This window comes from Ideonella aquatica, assembly GCF_018069755.1.
Classification (GTDB): Bacteria; Pseudomonadota; Gammaproteobacteria; order Burkholderiales; family Burkholderiaceae_C; genus Ideonella; species Ideonella aquatica.
In genome coordinates this window covers 49546-65962 of record NZ_JAGQDE010000012.1, presented here as the reverse complement: position 1 = coordinate 65962, position 16417 = coordinate 49546, and the positions used below count along the sequence as shown (strand labels likewise).

Genomic DNA, 16417 nt, shown 5'->3' with positions numbered 1-16417 from the left:
GGCGATGGCGAACGATCAGGGCACCGGCGGCGGGTTCAGGCCGGTGAAGCAGGGGAAGCTGCGCACGTCGGTGATGAAACTCAGGTCCAGTGCCACGCTGCCCAGCGCGGGCGTGAAGTGCACCTCCTCGATCGAGTAGGCCGTCATCTGGCGACCCGCCGCGTCGGTGATGCGCCAGGTGTCGGGCGCCAGGGCGTCGACCCGGTAATCGGCGGCCGTGCCGACCAGACTCAGGCTGTCATGGCCCAGGCTGCCATTGACCAGCGTGCCGTTGTCGAAGCTGCCCAGCGTGATCTGGTCATCGCCCTGCGCCAGATGGACCACGCCGGCATTGCGGCCCAGCAGCACGACATCATTGCCATCGGCCGTCTCCAGCGAGCGCACGGCCCCATTGACCTGCAGCTGGTCGTCGCCCGAGCCCAGGTTCAGCGCATTGGCGCTGCCGCCGATGAACATCAGGTCGTTGCCGCCCGCGAGCACCACGTCATTGACGTTGAGCGCCACGCTGACCACATCCGTGCCGTCGCCGGTGCACAGGTTGCCCATGTTCTGGCCGACGTACAGGCTGTTGTTGCCATAGCCCATGTTGATCGAGCCGATGCTGCCATCGACCACGGCACGGTCGTTGTCGTGACCAAAGCAGACGCTGCCCACGTCACCGCCCACCAGCAGCACGTTGTCACCAAAGCCGAAGCTGATCGAGCCGGCGTCGCCGCGCACATTCAGCGAGTCGATGCCCGAGCCGCCCGAGTACGAGCCCAGGTCGCCGCCCACCTCGACGCAGTTGCGGCCATCGCCCACGCTGGCCGAGCGCAGGTCGCCGAACACGATGATCTTGTCCTGGTCCCAGCCGGTGGAGACACTGGCCAGGTCGCCGCCCACACGCAGAAAGTTGGTCCCGGCGCCCAGGCTGGCGCTGTCCAGATCCCCCTCCACCCGCACCGTGTCCTGGTCATGACCGGTCGAGATGCTGGCCAGATCGCCGCCCACCGTCACGTCGTTGGTGCCAAAGCCCAGCGAGGCCGAGTCCAGATCGCCCTTGACGTTCACCAGATCGTTGCCATGCCCGGTCGACAGGCTGGCCAGGTCACCGTCCACCTGCACACGGTTGTTGCCAAAGCCCAGCGATGCCGAGGCCAGGTGGCCGCGGACCACCACCAGATCGTCGCCATGGCCCGTGCTGATGCTGGCCAGATTGCCGGCCACGGACACTTCATTGCGACCATCGCCCAGGCTGGCCGAGGCCAGGTTGCCGCCCACGCGCACCCGGTCGTCGCCCGACCCGGTGCTGAGGCTGGCCAGGTGGCCCGAGACATCCACATCGTTCAGGCCGTTGCCCAGGCTGGCGCTGTCCAGATCACCATGGATGAGCACGCGGTCATCGCCCTGGCCACCGCCCAGCACCCTCACCCGCACCACGCCATCGGGGCTGGTGGCCCCCACCTCCAGTTGGTTGTTGCCCTCGCCCAGCTGCACCTGGTCCACGCTGTCGCCCACAACGATGCGGTCGTTGCCGGTGCCGGCGCTGATCGAGACCGCGCTGCCAGTGATCGAGAAGGTGTTGTCGCCGTTGCTGAGCCAGATATTGCGGGCATCGCCGTCGATGTCGAACGGGGTGCGGAATCTGAAGTCGTAGTCGGTGGTCGATCGGCTGACAGCCATGGGTACTCCATTGGTGAACGGGATGTGTCCGAATGTTAGGAACTTGGGCCCGCGACCGCTGCAGCCGAGCATCACTTTTGGCTCACTTCTCCATCAGCATTGATGCGACAGCCCGCTGCGGCCCGTGCCGGCGGCTCAAGCTCCGGCCTGCATGTCTCATCAGTACGATTTCGGACCCTTTCAGCTGGATGTGTGGCAGCGTGAACTGCGGCGGCGGCAGCAGCTCGTCGCGCTCAGTCCCAAGCTCTTCGAGTTGCTGCGGCTGCTGGTCGAGCAACACCACCGCGTGGTCACCCGCCAGGAGATCCTGAGCAGGGTGTGGGCCGGGCGCGTGACCACACCGGGCGTGCTGCCGCAGGCGGTGCTCAAGCTGCGCGCGGCGCTCGAGGAGGACCCCGCGCAGCCCTGGATTCGCAGTGTGCGCGGCGTCGGTTACCGTTTCCTGGGGGAGGTGCGCGAAGGCCTGCCACAGGCCCCACGGGCGCCCCACCGCCCCGACCCGGTCGGCCTGCGGCTGGGTCTGATGCCCTGCCTGAACCGGACTGGCGATGACAGCCTGCAGTGGCTCAGCCTGGGCCTGCCGGCGCTGCTGCACCAGATGCTCGAGGCCGAGCCGAGACTGGCACTGTTCGGTCCCGGCCCACCACTGGCGCCTGCCGAACCGGTACCGGCATCGCTCGGCCTGGACGGGGTGCTGCAGGGCTGTCTGGTCCGGCACAGCGGCGCGCTGGGGCTGCACAGCCAACTGGTGTCCGCCGATGGCCGGGTGCTGCACACCGACAGCATGTGCGAGCCGCGCTGGGACATGCTGTGCACGCGCTGGGCGCACAGCGTGCACACGGCGCTGTGCCCGGGCAGCGATATCCGGCTGGTGGCACTGTCGCCCGACCCCTTCGCCCTGGAGGCCTTCGCCCGCGGCAGTTCCCTGCTGCTGCGCGGTGATGGGGCACTGGCCCGGCCGCTGCTGCAGGTGGCACACGATCTGCTGCCCGATCAGCCGGCCGTGCACACGGCGCTGCTGCGCGCAACGGCGCTGGCTGGCGACGCCTCGGGCTGATTCACCGAGGCCGTCTGCCGGGGCCATGCATCGCCCGCGCACCGCTACGATCGGGCGATGCTGATCGACCACGACTTCAAGGGCTTCCCGCCGCTGCACCCGCCGCTGCCGCTGTCGGCCATCGGCGCCCAGGGCTGGCAGCTGCTGCGCGGCGACCTGGCGCTGCCGCTGGCGGTGCTGCGCGAGGACGCGCTGCGCCACAACCTGGCCTGGATGCGCGACTTTTGCGCCGAGCGCGGTCTGAGCCTGGCGCCGCATGGCAAGACCAGCATGTCGCCCGAGCTGTGGGCGCTGCAGCGCGAGGCCGGCGCCTGGGGCCTGAGCGTGGCCACCGCCTGGCAGGCGGCACAGGCGGCGCGGCACGGCATGCCGCGGATCATCATCGCCAACCAGGTGGTGCAGGCGGCCGAGCTGGACACGCTGTCTGGACTGCTCGATCGCGACCCCGGGCTGCGCCTGTGGTTCCTGGTGGACTCAATCGCGCAGGTGGCGCTGATCGAGGCCTGGCAGGCGGCGCGCGGCACCGCGCGGCGCTTTGACGTGCTGCTGGAGCTGGGCCTGGCCGGCCAGCGCACCGGCACGCGCGGCCATGACGAGGCGCTGGCGCTGGGACAGCGCATCGCCGCCAGCCCGGCGCTGCGCCTGGCTGGCCTGGAGTGCTACGAGGGCGCGCTGGCCACCTGCAACGACGCGATCGATGTGCCGGCGGTGAACGCGCTGATGGACCGTCTGGACGCGCTGGCCCGTGCGCTGCTGGCCGAGCAGGCCTTTGACAGCGGCGACGAGCCGCTGATCCTGAGCGCCGGCGGCTCCTCGGTGTTCGATCTGGTGTCGGCGCGGCTGCAGCCTGAGCTGGGCGTGCCGGTGCGCGGCGTGCTGCGCTCGGGCTGCTACCTGACGCACGATCAGTTGCACTACCACCGCCACCTGCAGTGTCTGGGCCTGCGGCTGCGCCAGACGGCCACGCTGCAACCGGCGCTGGAGGTGCTGGCCGCGGTGCAATCGGTACCCGAGCCGGGGCTGGCGCTGCTGGGCTGCGGCAAGCGCGATGTGTCCTTCGACATGGACCTGCCGCTGCCGCTGTGGCGTGCCCGGGTGGGCGACGCCGTCACCCAGGCCGCGCCCGCGCACTGGCAGATCAGCCGTCTGAACGACCAGCACGCCTACCTGCGCTTCGACGCCAGCGCAGCCGAGGCAGCGCCACGCGTGGGCGACCTGGTAGGCCTGGGCATCTCGCACCCCTGCACCACTTTCGACAAGTGGCGCTGGCTGCCGCTGGTGGACAGCGGCTACCGCGTCACCGGCGCGGTCACGACGCGGTTCTGACCCGGTTGCGGCCGTCGCGCTTGGCCTGGTAGAGCGCCTCATCGGCAGCGCGCAGCAGGCTGGCGCCGTCGGCATCGCTGGTGTCGGCCAGACTGGCCACGCCGGCGCTGACGGTGAGCTCCACCGACTCATCGATCCAGGCCAGCGGCCTGTGCGCCAGTGTGGCGCGCAGGCGGTCGATGCTGGCCAGCGCCTGCGCCAGGTCGGTGTCGGGCATCAGCACCACGAACTCCTCGCCGCCCAGGCGGCCGCAGGTGTCGTAGGCGCGCAGCTCGCTGCGCATCAGCGCCGAGAACTCGCGCAGCACCTGGTCACCCGCGGCGTGGCCATGCTGGTCATTGATGCTCTTGAAGTGGTCCAGGTCCAGCACCGCCAGGCACAGCGGGCGCTGGCTGCGCCGGGCCAGCGCCACCTCGCCCGCCAAGGACTGCAGCAGTGCGCGCCGGTTGCGCAGGCCGGTCAGCACATCGGTGCCGGCCAGTTCCAGCAGGCGCTGCTCGTTCAGGTCGGCAGCCCATTCGCTGATCGCCGTCAGGGCCATCGCCACCGCGATGCAGCCGGCCACCAGCGAGGACGACAGCCACTGGCGCGTGGTCTCGGGCAGCTCGAACAGCGCCGGGTGCGCCGGCCAGCCCCAGCGCTCGAAGGCAAAGAACAGCGTCGCGTTCAAGGTGGACAACAGCAGCGCTGAGCGCCACTGCGTCAGGGGAAAGAAGGCCAGCGTCAGCACCGCGAACAGCAGAAAGTAGACCTGCGCCCCCAGCGCCGAGCCCAGACCGGCCAGGATGGCGGCCAAGGTGCCCCCCACCGCCAGACCGAAGACCGCCCAGCGCGCCCAGACGTCGTGGCCGCGGGCGTTGAGCCGCCACACCAGCACCGACGCCAGCCCGAAGGGCAGTTGCGCCCAGCCCGTGCGCACCAGCGCCGAGTTGCCGCTCCACTGGTAGTAGACGAAGTAGCTCAGCACCGTCAGCAGCACGCCGGCAGCGCCCAGGTTGACCTGGATGATCTTGCGCTGCATCGTCACACTGGCACCGCCGCGGGCGCCGGCCCACAGCCAAGCCAGCCAGGGCTGGCACGCAGGGACGTGGGGCTGAAGACTGCTGGACATCGGCCTTAACGAGCGGGTATCTCGGTGATACATCGGCCCGCCGGCTGTTTGCTTGAGACAGATCAGGTGCCGCGCCAGGACTCCACCAGCGCCTGCAGCCCCCCGACGCGGCCCACCCACTGGATGCCAGGGGGTGGCGTGCGCCCCAGCGCCGCCTGCGCCGGCCCGCCCACCCACAGCGCCACCGCGGGCGGCAGCGCGGCGCGCAGGCGTTCCAGGTCGGCACGCAGCGTTCGCGGCAGCACATGGCTGCTGGTGCCCAGGCCCACCGCGTCCACCTGCAGGCGCGCAGCAGCCGCAGCGATCTCGTCGACCGGGGTGTTGGGGCCCAGCATCACGGTGTCGCAGCGCTCCAGCGCCAGCACCGCCTGGGCCATCAGCAGGCCCAGCGTGTGCAGCTCGCCGGCCAGCGTGGTCAGCAGCACGCGCGGCGGCCGCAGTGGCGGCGCGGTGCCGGGCGAAAGCGCGGCAGTGGCCTCGCGCAGCGCAGCCTCCACCGCCTCGCTGAACAGGTGTTCCTGGTAAACCGACAGCTCGCCCTGGGCCCAGGCCGCGCCCACCTGCGCCGCCAGCGGCGCCACCACCTCTTCCAGCGTGGCCACCAGGCCGCGCGCCAACCACTGCTGGCGCAGGCCGGCCAGCAGCGCGTCCAGACGGTGCTCGCGCACCAGGGCCAGCCACTGCGGATCCAGCCCGGACACGCCCTGCGCCGTCTGGGCATGGCGCGCCCGCGGCCGGCGGCCGGCCGGCGCCTGGCTGCCCAGGGCCACCAGCGCCTCGGTGGGCAGCGGCACGACCTGGCCGGGCCGGTGGCCGGCGTCCAGCAGGCGGCGGATCAGGCGCAGGCGGTGCAGCTGGCCGTCGTCATAGCGGCGCTCGCCCTGGGCGTCGCGCTCGGGCGAGGGAAAGCCATAGCGACGCTCCCAAACGCGCAGCGTGTCCTTGCCCAGGCCGGTCTCGCGCTCGATGTCGGCAATGCCGTGGCGGGCGTCGCTCATGCCCGCTCCTGCCGCCGGCCCGGTGGGGCGGCAGCGCGTTCACGCGCCTGGACAGAAAGGCTCTGCATGAGCGCATTGTCGAGTCCAAACCTCGACACCGACAAGGGAAAGACCACTTTGTCGTGGACAAAACGGTCATTTGTTGGATACTGTCCACGACAAATCAGCGCCCGGCCGGTCCGTCTACCCCTCCACCTCGAAGGTCTGCACATGAGAATCGCCATCGTCGGCTCCGGCATCTCCGGCCTCGCTGTCGCCCACGCGCTGCGTGGCCAGGCCGAGCTGACGCTCTACGAGGCCGGCGCGCATTTTGGTGGCCACGCGCACACCGTCGACGTGACGCTGCCCGCGCCCCAGGGCCCACTCACCCACGGCGTGGACACCGGCTTCCTGGTGTTCAACTACCGCACCTACCCGCGCCTGCTGCGCCTGTTCGACACGCTGGACGTGCCCACCGCGCCGTCGGACATGTCCTTCTCGGTGCAGGCGCCCACGGCGCAGGGCACGCTGGAGTGGAGCGGCCACTCACTTTCAACCGTCTTCGCCCAGCGCAGCAACCTGCTGCGCCCGCGCTTCTGGGGCATGTTGGGCGATCTGCTGCGCTTCAACCACCTGTGTACCCGCCTGGCCGACAGCGGCGAAGAGGCCGCGCTGCAGGAGCCGCTGCAGGACTTCCTGGACCGCCACCGCTTCGGCGCCGCGCTGCGCGAGCACTACCTGCTGCCGATGCTGGCCTGCATCTGGAGCTGCCCCACCGACCAGATGCTGCGCTTCCCGGTGGCCACGATGATCCGCTTCTGCCACAACCACGGCCTGCTGCAGGTGGCCGACCGGCCGCAGTGGTACACCGTGCGGGGGGGCTCGCGTGAGTACGTGCGCCGCATCATCGCCGGCCTGACCGATGCGCGCCTGAACACCCCCGTGCGCGCGATCCAGCGCCTGCCCGGCGGCGTGCGGGTGCACACCGACCAGGGCAGCGAGGCCTTCGACGAGGTGGTGCTGGCCACCCACGCCCCGCAAGCGCTGGCGCTGCTGGGCGAGCAGGCCGACACGCTCGAGCGCTCGGTGCTGGGCGCCATCCGCACCCAGCCCAACCGCGCCGTGCTGCACACCGACGCCTCGGTGCTGCCCAGCCGCCCCGCCGCCTGGGCGGCGTGGAACTTTGAGAGTGCCGGCCAGGGCACGCGCGAGGTCTGCCTGCACTACCTGATCAACCGCCTGCAGCCGCTGCCCTGGGCGCAGCCGGTGGTGGTCTCGCTGAACCCGCTGCGGCCGATCGCCCCACAGCATGTGCTGGGCGAATTTGATGTGGCCCACCCGGTGTTCGACCAGGCCGCGATCGACGCCCAGCGTCGCCTGCCCGCGCTGCAGGGCCAGCACCACACCTGGTTCTGCGGCGCCTGGGCCGGCTACGGCTTCCATGAGGACGGCCTGGCCGCCGGCCAGCGCGTGGCCGAGGCGCTGGCGCTGCGCATCGCCGAGCAGCCGCCGCGCGCGCTGGAGGCCGCGTGAACACCGCCCAGCTGGGCTTTGGCCAGGTGCGGCACACGCGGCTGCGCCCGCAGCGGCATGCCTTTGCCTACCCCAGCGCCTTCCTGATGCTGCCGATGCGCAGCCTGCAACAGCAGCCCGGTGCGCTGCCGCGCAACCGCTGGGCGCCGATCGCCTTCTGGGACCGCGACCACGGCGACGGCCGCGGCCCGCAGGATGGCGGCGCGCTGGCCTGGCTGGACGAGCTGCTGCGCAGCGAAGGCATCACCGACGCCGACGGCGAGATCTGGCTGCAGTGCTTCCCGCGCGTGCTGGGCCACACCTTCAAGCCGGTCAGCTTCTGGTGGTGCGAGCGCGCCGACGGCACGCTGCGCGCCGTGGTGGCCGAGGTCAACAACACCTTCGGCGAGCGCCATTGCTACCTGCTGGACGACCCGCGCGAAGGCCAGGAGCTGCGCGCCGACAAGGTCTTCCATGTCTCGCCCTTCTGCGATGTGGCCGGCAGCTACCGCTTCCGCCTGCTGCGCGCCCAGCGCCCGGGCGAGGCCCCGCGCGTGGTGGTGCGTGTCGACCACGATGACCCGCACGGCGCGCTGCTGCAGACCAGCTGGAGCGGCGCGCTCGAAGCCGTCACCCCCGCCGCACTGCGCCGCGCCTGGCTGCGCCACCCGATGTTGACGCTGGGCATCGTCTGGCGCATCCACTGGCAGGCCCTGGGCCTGTGGTGGCGGCGCACTGGTTTTCGCTCCAAGCCCGCGCCGCCGGCGCGCTTCGTCACCCGCTGACCCCTTGTCATCGAGAGGCCCCCGATGAACACCCGCACCCTGCGCTCCCCGCTGTCCCTGGCGCTGCCCGGCGACACCCCTGCCGCCGCCCGCACCGTGCTGCGTCTGCTGGGCGGCCTGCAACACGGCCAGCTCACGCTGCAGTTGCCCGGCGGCGCGGTGCAGCACTTCGGCGCGCATGACGCGCCGCTGCACGCCCAGTTGCACCTGCATGACTGGACACCGTTCTCGGCCGCGCTGAAGTCCGGCGACATCGGCTTTGCCGAGGCCTGGATCGACGGCCGCTGGAGCACGCCCGATCTGCCCGTGCTGCTGCGCGTGCTGGCCGCCAACCGGCCGGTGCTCGACGAGGCGATCTTCGGCCGCTGGTGGGGTCGGCTGGCCTACCGCCTGCGCCACCTGATGCGCCGCAACACCCGCGCCAACAGCCGCAAGAACATCCATGCCCACTACGACCTGGGCAACGACTTCTACCGCCTGTGGCTGGACGAGACGATGAACTATTCGTCCGCCTGGTTTGCCGGCGACGCCCAGCGCAAGCTGCCCGAGGCCCAGCACGCCAAGGTCCAGCGCGTGCTGCAGCAGGCCCGCGTGCAGCCCGGCTCGCGCGTGCTGGAGATCGGCTGCGGCTGGGGCGCGCTGGCCGAAGCGGCCGCCAGCGCCGGGGCGCAGCTCACCGGCGTGACGCTGTCCACCGAGCAGTTGGCCTGGGCACGCGAGCGCCTGGCCAAGGCCGGTCTGCAGGCCGACCTGCGTCTGCAGGACTACCGCGACATTGCCGACGGCCCGTACGACGCGATCTGCTCGGTCGAGATGATCGAGGCCGTGGGCCGCGAATGGTGGCCCACCTACTTCCGCAGCCTGAAGAAGCTGCTGGCGCCGGGCGGCCGGGTCTGCCTGCAAAGCATCGTGATCCGCGACGAGTTGTTCGAGCGCTACCTGCAGGGCACCGACTTCATCCAGCAGTACATCTTCCCCGGCGGCTGCCTGCCCAGCCCCGAAGCCATCCGCCGCGAAGCCGCTGCGGCCGGCCTGAAGGTGGTCGACGCGATGGCCTTCGGCCCCGACTACGCCCGCACCTGCGCGCTGTGGCGCGAGCGCTTCCTGGCCAGGCGCGCCGAGGCCGCCGGCCTGGGCTTCGACGAGCGCTTCCAGCGCACCTGGGAGTTCTACCTCGCCTACTGCGAGGCCGGCTTCACCCAGGGCGACATCGACGTGCTGCACGTCACGCTGGCGCACGACGACTGAGCCATGCGCCGCCGCACGCTGCTGGCCGCTGCCCTGGCCCCGCTGGCCGCCCACGGCCACGAACCCAGCGCGCGCCAGGCCGGCCTGCAGCCGGCCGGCGAATCGCTGTTCAAGGTCTGGGGCTTCGAGGTCTATGTGGCGCGGCTGTGGGTGGCGCCCGACTTCAAGGCCGCCGACTTTGCCGCCCGGCCGCTGGCGCTGGAGCTGGCCTACCGGCGCGCCTTCAGCGGCGCCGACATCGCCCGCCGCTCGCTGACCGAGATGCGCCGCCAGGAGAGCTTCGACGACGCCCAGGCGGCGCGCTGGGAGAGCCAGCTCAATGCGCTGCTGCCCGATGTGCGCGCCGGCGAATCGCTCAGCGGCCTGCACCGGCCGGGCGAGGGCGCCGAGTTCCTGCGCAGCGATGGTCGCTCGCTGGGCCTGCTGCGCGATGCGCGCTTCTCGAAGCTGTTCTTCGGCATCTGGCTGTCGCCGCGCACCTCCGAGCCCGCCTTGCGCCGCGCGCTGCTGGGCCCCTTCGCCGAGGCCGGATGAACACCGCGGCCGATGCCGGCGCCGGCTGGCGCTACGGGCTGCTGGGCGCACCGGTGGCCTTTGCCAGCGTGCCGCTGTATGTGCACCTGCCGCACCACTACGCGCAGACCCTGGGCTGGCCGCTGGCCGCGCTGGGCACGCTGCTGCTGGCCTCGCGCCTGGCCGATGCGCTGATCGATCCGCTGCTGGGCCGCTGGGTCGACCGCCTGCATGCGCGCTCGCCCGGCCACGTGCTGGCCTTTGGCGCGGGCGCCGCGCTGGTGATGGCCCTCACGCTGTGGCTGCTCTTCTTTCCGCCCTGGCCCGCTGCGCTGCAGTGGCCAGGCGCCGCCCTGACCTTGCTGCTGGCCTGCGGCAGCGCCAGCGCCTTGGCCATCGCCCACCAGGGCTGGGGCGCGCGGCTGGGTGGCAATGCGCTGCAGCGCGGCCGCATCGTCGCCTGGCGCGAGGGCCTGGGCCTGGCCGGCGTGCTGGCCGCGTCGGTCACACCGGAGCTGGCCGGCTACGGTGCCTCGCTGGCGCTGTGCGCCGTGCTGCTGGCGCTGGGCTGGCTGGCCTGGACCCGCGCACCGCGCCCGCTCGACGTGGCCGCCACCGATGCCGGCGACTGGCGCCGCCCCTGGCAGCAGGCCGCCTTCCGCCGCCTGCTGGCGGTGTTCGCGCTCAACGGCATCGCCAGCGCGATCCCGGCCACGCTGGTGCTGTTCTACATCGCAGACCGGCTGCAGGCCGCCGCGCCCTGGCCGGGGCTGCTGCTGGCGGCCTACTTCGGCGCCGCCGCCGCCGCGCTGCCGCTGTGGCTGCGCGGCGTGGCGCGCTGGGGCCTGGCGCGCGCCTGGCTGGCTGGCATGGGCTTGTCGATCGTGGCCTTTATCGGCGCGGCGGCGCTGGATGCCGGCGACGCGCCCTGGTTTCTGGTCGTGTGCCTGGCCGCTGGGGCGGCGCTGGGCGCTGATCTGGCCCTGCCCGGCGCGCTGCTGTCGGGCGTGATCGGCCGCGCCGGTGACCGCGGCCAGCACGACGGCGCCTATGTCGGCTGGTGGCAGGTGGTCACCAAGCTCAACCTGGCCCTGGCGGCCGGCGCGGTGCTGCCGCTGCTGGCCGCGCTGGGCTACCAGCCGGGCCAGCGCGACCCGGCCGCGCTGGCCTGGCTGGCCGCGGTCTACGCGCTGCTACCCTGTGTGCTCAAGGCCCTGGCCGCGCTGCTGCTGTGGCGGCAGTGGGCCGCCCACCCGGAGGATCTGGCATGAAACGCCGTCACCTGATGCTGGCTGCCACCGCAGCCGGGCTGACCCAGCTGGCGGGCTGCGCCAGCCCGTCGATCGCTGACCTGGCCAACGAGCGGCCACTGCTGGACCTGAAGCAGTACTTCGCCGGCCGCGTGATGGCCCACGGCGTGTTCCAGGACCGCTTCGGCCGCGTCGTCAAGCGCTTCACGGTGCAGATCGACGGCCGCTGGCAGGGCGAGGAAGGCGAGCTCGATGAGCGCTTCAGCTACTCGGACGGCAGCACCCAGCGCCGCGTCTGGCGCCTGAAGCACCTGGGCAATGGCCGCTGGCAGGGCCAGGCCGACGACGTGGTGGGCCTGGCCAGCGGCGAGGCCGCCGGCAACGCGCTGAACTGGCGCTACACGCTGCGCCTGCCGATCGACGGCCGCGAGTGGGAGGTGCAGTTTGACGACTGGATGTGGCTGGTCGATGAGCGCGTGCTGCTCAACCGCGCGGTGATGAGCAAATGGGGGGTGACACTCGGCGAGGTGCTGATCTCGTTCACCCGATCTCCATGAGCCTCAATCCTCCCTTGGCCGACTGGCGCGATCGCCACGTCTGGATCGTCGGCGCTAGCAGCGGCATCGGCGCCGCGCTGGCAGCCGCGCTGCATGAACGCGGGGCGCGCGTGACGGTGTCGGCGCGCCGGCTGGAGGCGCTGCAGGCGCTGGGGCGCCAGCACCCCGGCCTGCGGCCGATCGCGCTGGACGTGACCGACGCCACCGCGCTGGCGGCCACGGTGGAGCGCCTGTTCTCGTCCCACCCGCCCGACCTGGTCTGCTACTGCGCCGGCCACTACGAGCCCGGTGGGGCCAGGGAGCTGAGCCTGCGCGGCTGGGAACAGCACCGCGCCGTCAACCTGGACGCCGCCGTGGCGCTGTCGCTGGCGGTGCTGCGGCCGATGCGCGCCCGCGGCCATGGCCACCTCAGCCTGGTCAGCAGCGTGGCCGGGCACCGCGGCCTGCCCAACGCACTGGCCTACGGCACCACCAAGGCCGCCCTCACCCACTTCGGCGAGGCGCTGCACCTGGAAATGGCCCCCTTGGGCGTGGGCATCAGCGTGGTGACGCCCGGCTTCGTCGAGACCCCGATGACCGCGGTCAACGACTTCCGCATGCCGGCCGTCATCACGCCCGGACAGGCCGCCCAGGCCATGCTGGCCGGCTGGGCGCGCGGGCGCTTCATGATCGACTTCCCGCGCCGCTTCACATGGTGGCTGGACCTGCTGCGCTGCCTGCCCTACGCCTGGTACTTTCCGCTGGTGCGCCGGCTGACCCGCCGCTGAGTCCCCCATGAGCCCGCTGGACGACCTGGTCATGTTCTACGAGCAGTTGCAGCCCGCCGACCTGGCGCGGCTGCCGCAGCTCTACGCCGCCGACGCCCGCTTCAAGGACCCGTTCAACGAGGTGCAGGGCATTGCCGCGATCGAGGCGGTGTTCGAGCACATGTTCCGCCGCCTGCAGGGCCCGCGCTTCGTGGTGACCGAGCGGGTGGATGGCGGCGAGCAGGCCTTCCTGACCTGGGACTTCCTGTTCACGCTGCCCGGTGAGCACACCGAACGCCGCATCCGTGGCGCCACCCACCTGCGCTTTGACGCCGAGGGCCGCGTGACGCTGCACCGCGACTACTGGGACGCCGCCGAGGAGCTGTACGAGCAACTGCCGCTGCTGGGCGCGCTGATGCGCTGGCTCAAGCGCCGCGCGCGCCGTGGCTGAGGGCCCGCGGGCCCAGGCCGACGCCCTGCGTTCCCAGGCCGAGGCCTTGCCGGAGGCCCCCGGCGTCTACCTGTTCTGGGGCCGCTCGGCCACGCTGCCGCTGTACATCGGCAAGAGCATCCACCTGCGCAGCCGCGTGCTGTCGCACCTGCGCGATCCCGACAGCGCGCGCTGGGTGGCGCAGAGCCTGCTCATCGAGCACCGCCGCACGCCCGGCGAGGTGGGCGCGCTGCTGCTGGAGGCCGCTCTGGTCAAGCAGCTGCAGCCGCTGCACAACCAGCGCCTGCGCCGGCTGCGCCACCTGCACGCCTGGCGTCTGGTCGACGGGGCCGAGCGCCCCGAACTGGTCGACACCACGCGGGTGGACTTCGCCACCACGCCGCACCTCCACGGCCTGTTCGCCAGCCGCCACGCGGCCCAGCAGGCCCTGCGCTCGCTGGCCGACGAGCACCACCTGTGCCTGCAACGCCTGGGCCTGGAGCGCCCCTGGCGCGGCAGCGGCGCCTGCTTTCGTGCCCGCATCGCCCGCTGCGGCGGCGTCTGTGCCGGCCACGAAGCGCCCGCCGAGCATGACGCGCGCCTGCATGCCGCGCTGGCCGCGCTGCGCCTGCTGGTGTGGCCGCACCCCGGCGCGGTGGGTCTGATCGAGTGCGACGAGACCGGCTGGCAGCAGGTGCATGTGCTGCGCCACTGGTGCTACCTGGGCAGCGCCGACACGCTGACGGCCGCCCGCGCGCTGGACCGCAGCGCGCCGGGCTTCGACATGGACAGCTACCGTATCCTCAGCGGCGGCGTGCTGCGCGAGGGCGCCACGCTGGTGCCCCTCTGACCGGCTTGTCCCTGATGGCCGCAGGGCGGCAGCCCGGCCACCTATCATCGCGCCCCCCACCGACGGACCCACCCGCATGGAACTGCTGACAAGCCCCGAAGCCTGGATCGCCTTCGCCACCCTCACTGCGCTGGAGCTGGTGCTGGGCATCGACAACATCATCTTCATCTCGATCCTGGTCGACAAGCTGCCCCCCGAGCGGCGCGAGTTTGCTCGCCGCCTGGGCCTGTTCATGGCCATGTTCATGCGCATCGGCCTGCTGCTGGTGCTGGCCTGGATCGTCGGCCTGGTGCAGCCGCTGTTCACGGTGCTGGGCCAGGCGATCTCCGGCCGCGACCTGATCCTGATCCTGGGCGGCCTGTTCCTGGTCTGGAAAAGCACCACCGAGATCCACGGCTCGCTCGAGGGCGAGGAAGGCCACGCCGCCGCCGCCGTCAAGACCACCTTTGCGGCGGTGCTGCTGCAGATCATGCTGATCGACCTGGTGTTCTCGCTGGACTCGATCATCACCGCCGTGGGCATGGTCGACGACGTGCGCATCATGATCGCCGCGGTGATCGCCTCGGTGGGCCTGATGATGCTGTTCGCCACGCCGATCGGCCGCTTCGTCTCGGACCATCCCACCATCAAGATGCTGGCGCTGTCCTTCCTGGTGGTGGTGGGCGTGGTGCTGATCGCCGAGGGCTTCGACCACCATGTGCCCAAGGGCTATGTCTACTTCGCGATGGCCTTCTCGCTGGGCGTGGAGATGCTCAACATCCGCACCCGCAAGCGGGCGAAGAAGGTGGTCGACCTGCACAGCCCCTACGAGGCGCCTTCGGCCGAGGCCGACAGGCACTGATCAGGGATCCCAGCGCGCGATCTCGTCCACCGTGGGCCGCAGCCGCGCCGCCTTGGCGCGGCTCACGGTGCCCAGCGTGATGCAGCACACCGCGTGTTCGCCGTCCCGCAGCCCGAAGGCCTGGCGCAGAGCGGTCGAGCGCATTGCGCGGCCGCTGGTCAGCCCGCTGCCCCAGCCGCGCGCCTGCGCGGCCAGCAGCAGGTTCTGGATCGCTGCGCCCAGTGACACCAGTCGTTCGGCCTCGGCCACGCCGGGCTCGTCGGCGCGCAGATCGGCCACCGCCAGCAGCAGCACCGGGCCGCGCAGTGCCTTGTCGCGCGCATCGGCAAGCTGGCTTTCAGTGGCCACGGGGTCGCGCTCCCGCAGCGCCTGCGCAAAGGCCTCGCCCAGCCGCGCCCGCGCCTGCGGGCCCAGCACATGGAAGCGCCACGGCCGCAGCTGCTGGTGATCGGGCGCCGCGGCCGCGGCCGCCAGCAGCACGCGCAGCGTGGCCTCGTCCGGACCCGGCGCGACCAGGCGCTTGGGGCCGATGTGCTGGCGGCTGTGGATCAGTGCGTCACACAGTTCGGCCAGGGCCGGGGCATCGTGGGCATCGGTCATCAAGGGTGGCGTTCGGGCATCACAGCCCCGATGGTGCCACCACGGCCATCGCCGGTGCCAGCAGCGCCCGCAGCCGCACCACCTCACCCACAAAGATCAGCGCCGGGGGCTGAATGCCCGCGTCAGCGGCCAGCGCCGGCAGCGTGGCCAGCGTGCCCTCCACACAGCGCTGGCCGGGCAGCGTGGCGCGCTCGACCAGCGCCGCGGGCGTGTCAGCCGACAGGCCGTGCGCCACCAGGCCGGCGCAGATCGCCGGCAGATGGGCCACGCCCATGTAGATGACGCTGGTCTGCTGCGGCCGCGCCAGCAGCGACCAGTCCAGGTCCAGCGGCTGGCCCTCACGGCCATGGCCGGTGGCCAGCACCAGGGCGCGGCCGTGGTCGCGGTGGGTCAGCGGAATGCCCGCCGTGGCGGCCGCGCCCTGCGCCGCCGTCAGGCCCGGAATCACCTGGAAGGGCACGCCGGCAATGGCCAGCGCCTCGGCCTCCTCGCCACCCCGGCCGAAGATGTAGCCGTCGCCGCCCTTGAGGCGCAGCACATCGCGGCCCTCATGGGCCAGACGCACCAGCAGCGCGGTGATCTCGCGTTGCGGCAAGGCGTGGCGCGCCGCCTCCTTGCCCACATAGTGCTGCTCGCAGCCCGGCGGCAGCAGGGCCAGCACCTCGTCGCCGACCAGGTGGTCGTACAGCACCAGGCGGGCGCACTGCAGCGCCTTGACGGCCTTCACCGTCAGCAGTTCAGGATCGCCCGGACCGGCGCCGAGCAGCGTGACCGTGCCAGGGCGGCGCGGTGGATGGTCAAGGTCTCTGGGCATGGACGCATCTTCGCGAGCGGTGGTCGGTGCCGTCCTTGAACCAGTTCAAGGACACCCCCGACCCGGCGGCGGGACCATGCCCACGCTCGCTGCTTCGACGATGGACAGCCGCCCGGCGAGCCCGCCCCCTGCACCGTG

General features: G+C 71.9%; 17 protein-coding genes. 12 read left to right on the top strand and 5 right to left on the bottom strand.

From position 1 onward, the window contains the following. Positions 1-15: 15 nt before the first annotated feature. Entirely contained in the window at positions 16-1662 is a 1647-nt protein-coding gene (locus KAK06_RS14270) for a hypothetical protein (protein ID WP_210802790.1), read from the bottom strand. Between the two features lie 151 nt (positions 1663-1813). Between KAK06_RS14270 and KAK06_RS14265 the strand changes: the two genes are divergently transcribed. After that, positions 1814-2719: a winged helix-turn-helix domain-containing protein gene (locus KAK06_RS14265; protein WP_210802789.1), complete on the top strand. Its 906-nt coding sequence runs from the start codon at positions 1814-1816 to the stop codon at positions 2717-2719. Positions 2720-2776: 57 nt separating this feature from the next. Then, positions 2777-4045, top strand: a complete 1269-nt coding sequence (locus KAK06_RS14260) for an alanine racemase (RefSeq protein ID WP_210802788.1) — start codon at positions 2777-2779, stop codon at positions 4043-4045. Here the strand turns inward: KAK06_RS14260 and KAK06_RS14255 are convergent. Then, positions 4029-5066, bottom strand: a complete 1038-nt coding sequence (locus tag KAK06_RS14255) for a GGDEF domain-containing protein (protein ID WP_210802787.1) — start codon at positions 5064-5066, stop codon at positions 4029-4031. The two genes, KAK06_RS14260 and KAK06_RS14255, sit on opposite strands and share 17 nt — an antisense overlap. Before the next feature lie 152 nt (positions 5067-5218). Further along, positions 5219-6154 carry a MerR family transcriptional regulator gene (locus tag KAK06_RS14250; RefSeq protein WP_210802786.1) on the bottom strand — a complete coding sequence of 312 codons (936 nt, stop codon included), beginning with the start codon at positions 6152-6154 and terminating at the stop codon, positions 5219-5221. Positions 6155-6364: 210 nt separating this feature from the next. Here KAK06_RS14250 and KAK06_RS14245 point away from each other — a divergent pair, with 210 nt between their 5' ends. From KAK06_RS14245 to KAK06_RS14200, 10 genes are all read left to right on the top strand, one after another. Further along, positions 6365-7666, top strand: coding sequence for an NAD(P)/FAD-dependent oxidoreductase (locus KAK06_RS14245; protein WP_210802785.1), 1302 nt, complete (start codon positions 6365-6367; stop codon positions 7664-7666). After that, the gene (locus KAK06_RS14240; RefSeq protein WP_210802784.1) at positions 7663-8430 is read left to right on the top strand and encodes a DUF1365 domain-containing protein; all 768 of its coding nucleotides are present in this window, start codon (positions 7663-7665) and stop codon (positions 8428-8430) included. Before KAK06_RS14245 ends, KAK06_RS14240 begins: the two co-directional genes overlap by 4 nt. 24 nt (positions 8431-8454) lie before the next feature. Beyond that, positions 8455-9678 carry an SAM-dependent methyltransferase gene (locus KAK06_RS14235; RefSeq protein ID WP_210802783.1) on the top strand — a complete coding sequence of 408 codons (1224 nt, stop codon included), beginning with the start codon at positions 8455-8457 and terminating at the stop codon, positions 9676-9678. 3 nt (positions 9679-9681) lie between these two features. Then, positions 9682-10212 carry a chalcone isomerase family protein gene (locus KAK06_RS14230; RefSeq protein ID WP_210802782.1) on the top strand — a complete coding sequence of 177 codons (531 nt, stop codon included), beginning with the start codon at positions 9682-9684 and terminating at the stop codon, positions 10210-10212. Next, complete coding sequence (locus KAK06_RS14225) at positions 10209-11462, top strand: MFS transporter (RefSeq protein ID WP_210802781.1); 1254 nt, start codon at positions 10209-10211, stop codon at positions 11460-11462. Before KAK06_RS14230 ends, KAK06_RS14225 begins: the two co-directional genes overlap by 4 nt. Beyond that, positions 11459-11998 carry a DUF3833 domain-containing protein gene (locus tag KAK06_RS14220; RefSeq protein WP_210802780.1) on the top strand — a complete coding sequence of 180 codons (540 nt, stop codon included), beginning with the start codon at positions 11459-11461 and terminating at the stop codon, positions 11996-11998. Before KAK06_RS14225 ends, KAK06_RS14220 begins: the two co-directional genes overlap by 4 nt. After that, positions 11995-12765 carry an SDR family NAD(P)-dependent oxidoreductase gene (locus KAK06_RS14215; protein ID WP_210802779.1) on the top strand — a complete coding sequence of 257 codons (771 nt, stop codon included), beginning with the start codon at positions 11995-11997 and terminating at the stop codon, positions 12763-12765. The genes KAK06_RS14220 and KAK06_RS14215 overlap by 4 nt, the downstream gene beginning before the upstream one ends. Positions 12766-12772: 7 nt before the next feature. Further along, complete coding sequence (locus KAK06_RS14210; RefSeq protein WP_210802778.1) at positions 12773-13195, top strand: nuclear transport factor 2 family protein; 423 nt, start codon at positions 12773-12775, stop codon at positions 13193-13195. Further along, positions 13188-14024 (top strand): endonuclease, encoded by an 837-nt coding sequence (locus tag KAK06_RS14205; protein WP_210802777.1) that lies wholly within the window; start codon positions 13188-13190, stop codon positions 14022-14024. Before KAK06_RS14210 ends, KAK06_RS14205 begins: the two co-directional genes overlap by 8 nt. Positions 14025-14100: 76 nt before the next feature. After that, the gene (locus KAK06_RS14200; protein WP_210802776.1) at positions 14101-14865 is read left to right on the top strand and encodes a TerC family protein; all 765 of its coding nucleotides are present in this window, start codon (positions 14101-14103) and stop codon (positions 14863-14865) included. Here the strand turns inward: KAK06_RS14200 and KAK06_RS14195 are convergent, their stop codons facing one another. Both KAK06_RS14195 and cobA read right to left on the bottom strand, forming a co-directional pair. Further along, on the bottom strand, positions 14866-15465 hold the full coding sequence (locus KAK06_RS14195) for a nitroreductase family protein (protein ID WP_210802775.1): 600 nt from the start codon (positions 15463-15465) through the stop codon (positions 14866-14868). Positions 15466-15484: 19 nt separating this feature from the next. Further along, a complete protein-coding gene (gene cobA / locus KAK06_RS14190) occupies positions 15485-16279 on the bottom strand; it encodes a uroporphyrinogen-III C-methyltransferase (protein ID WP_210802774.1) in 795 nt (264 codons plus the stop codon). Positions 16280-16417: the final 138 nt, after the last annotated feature.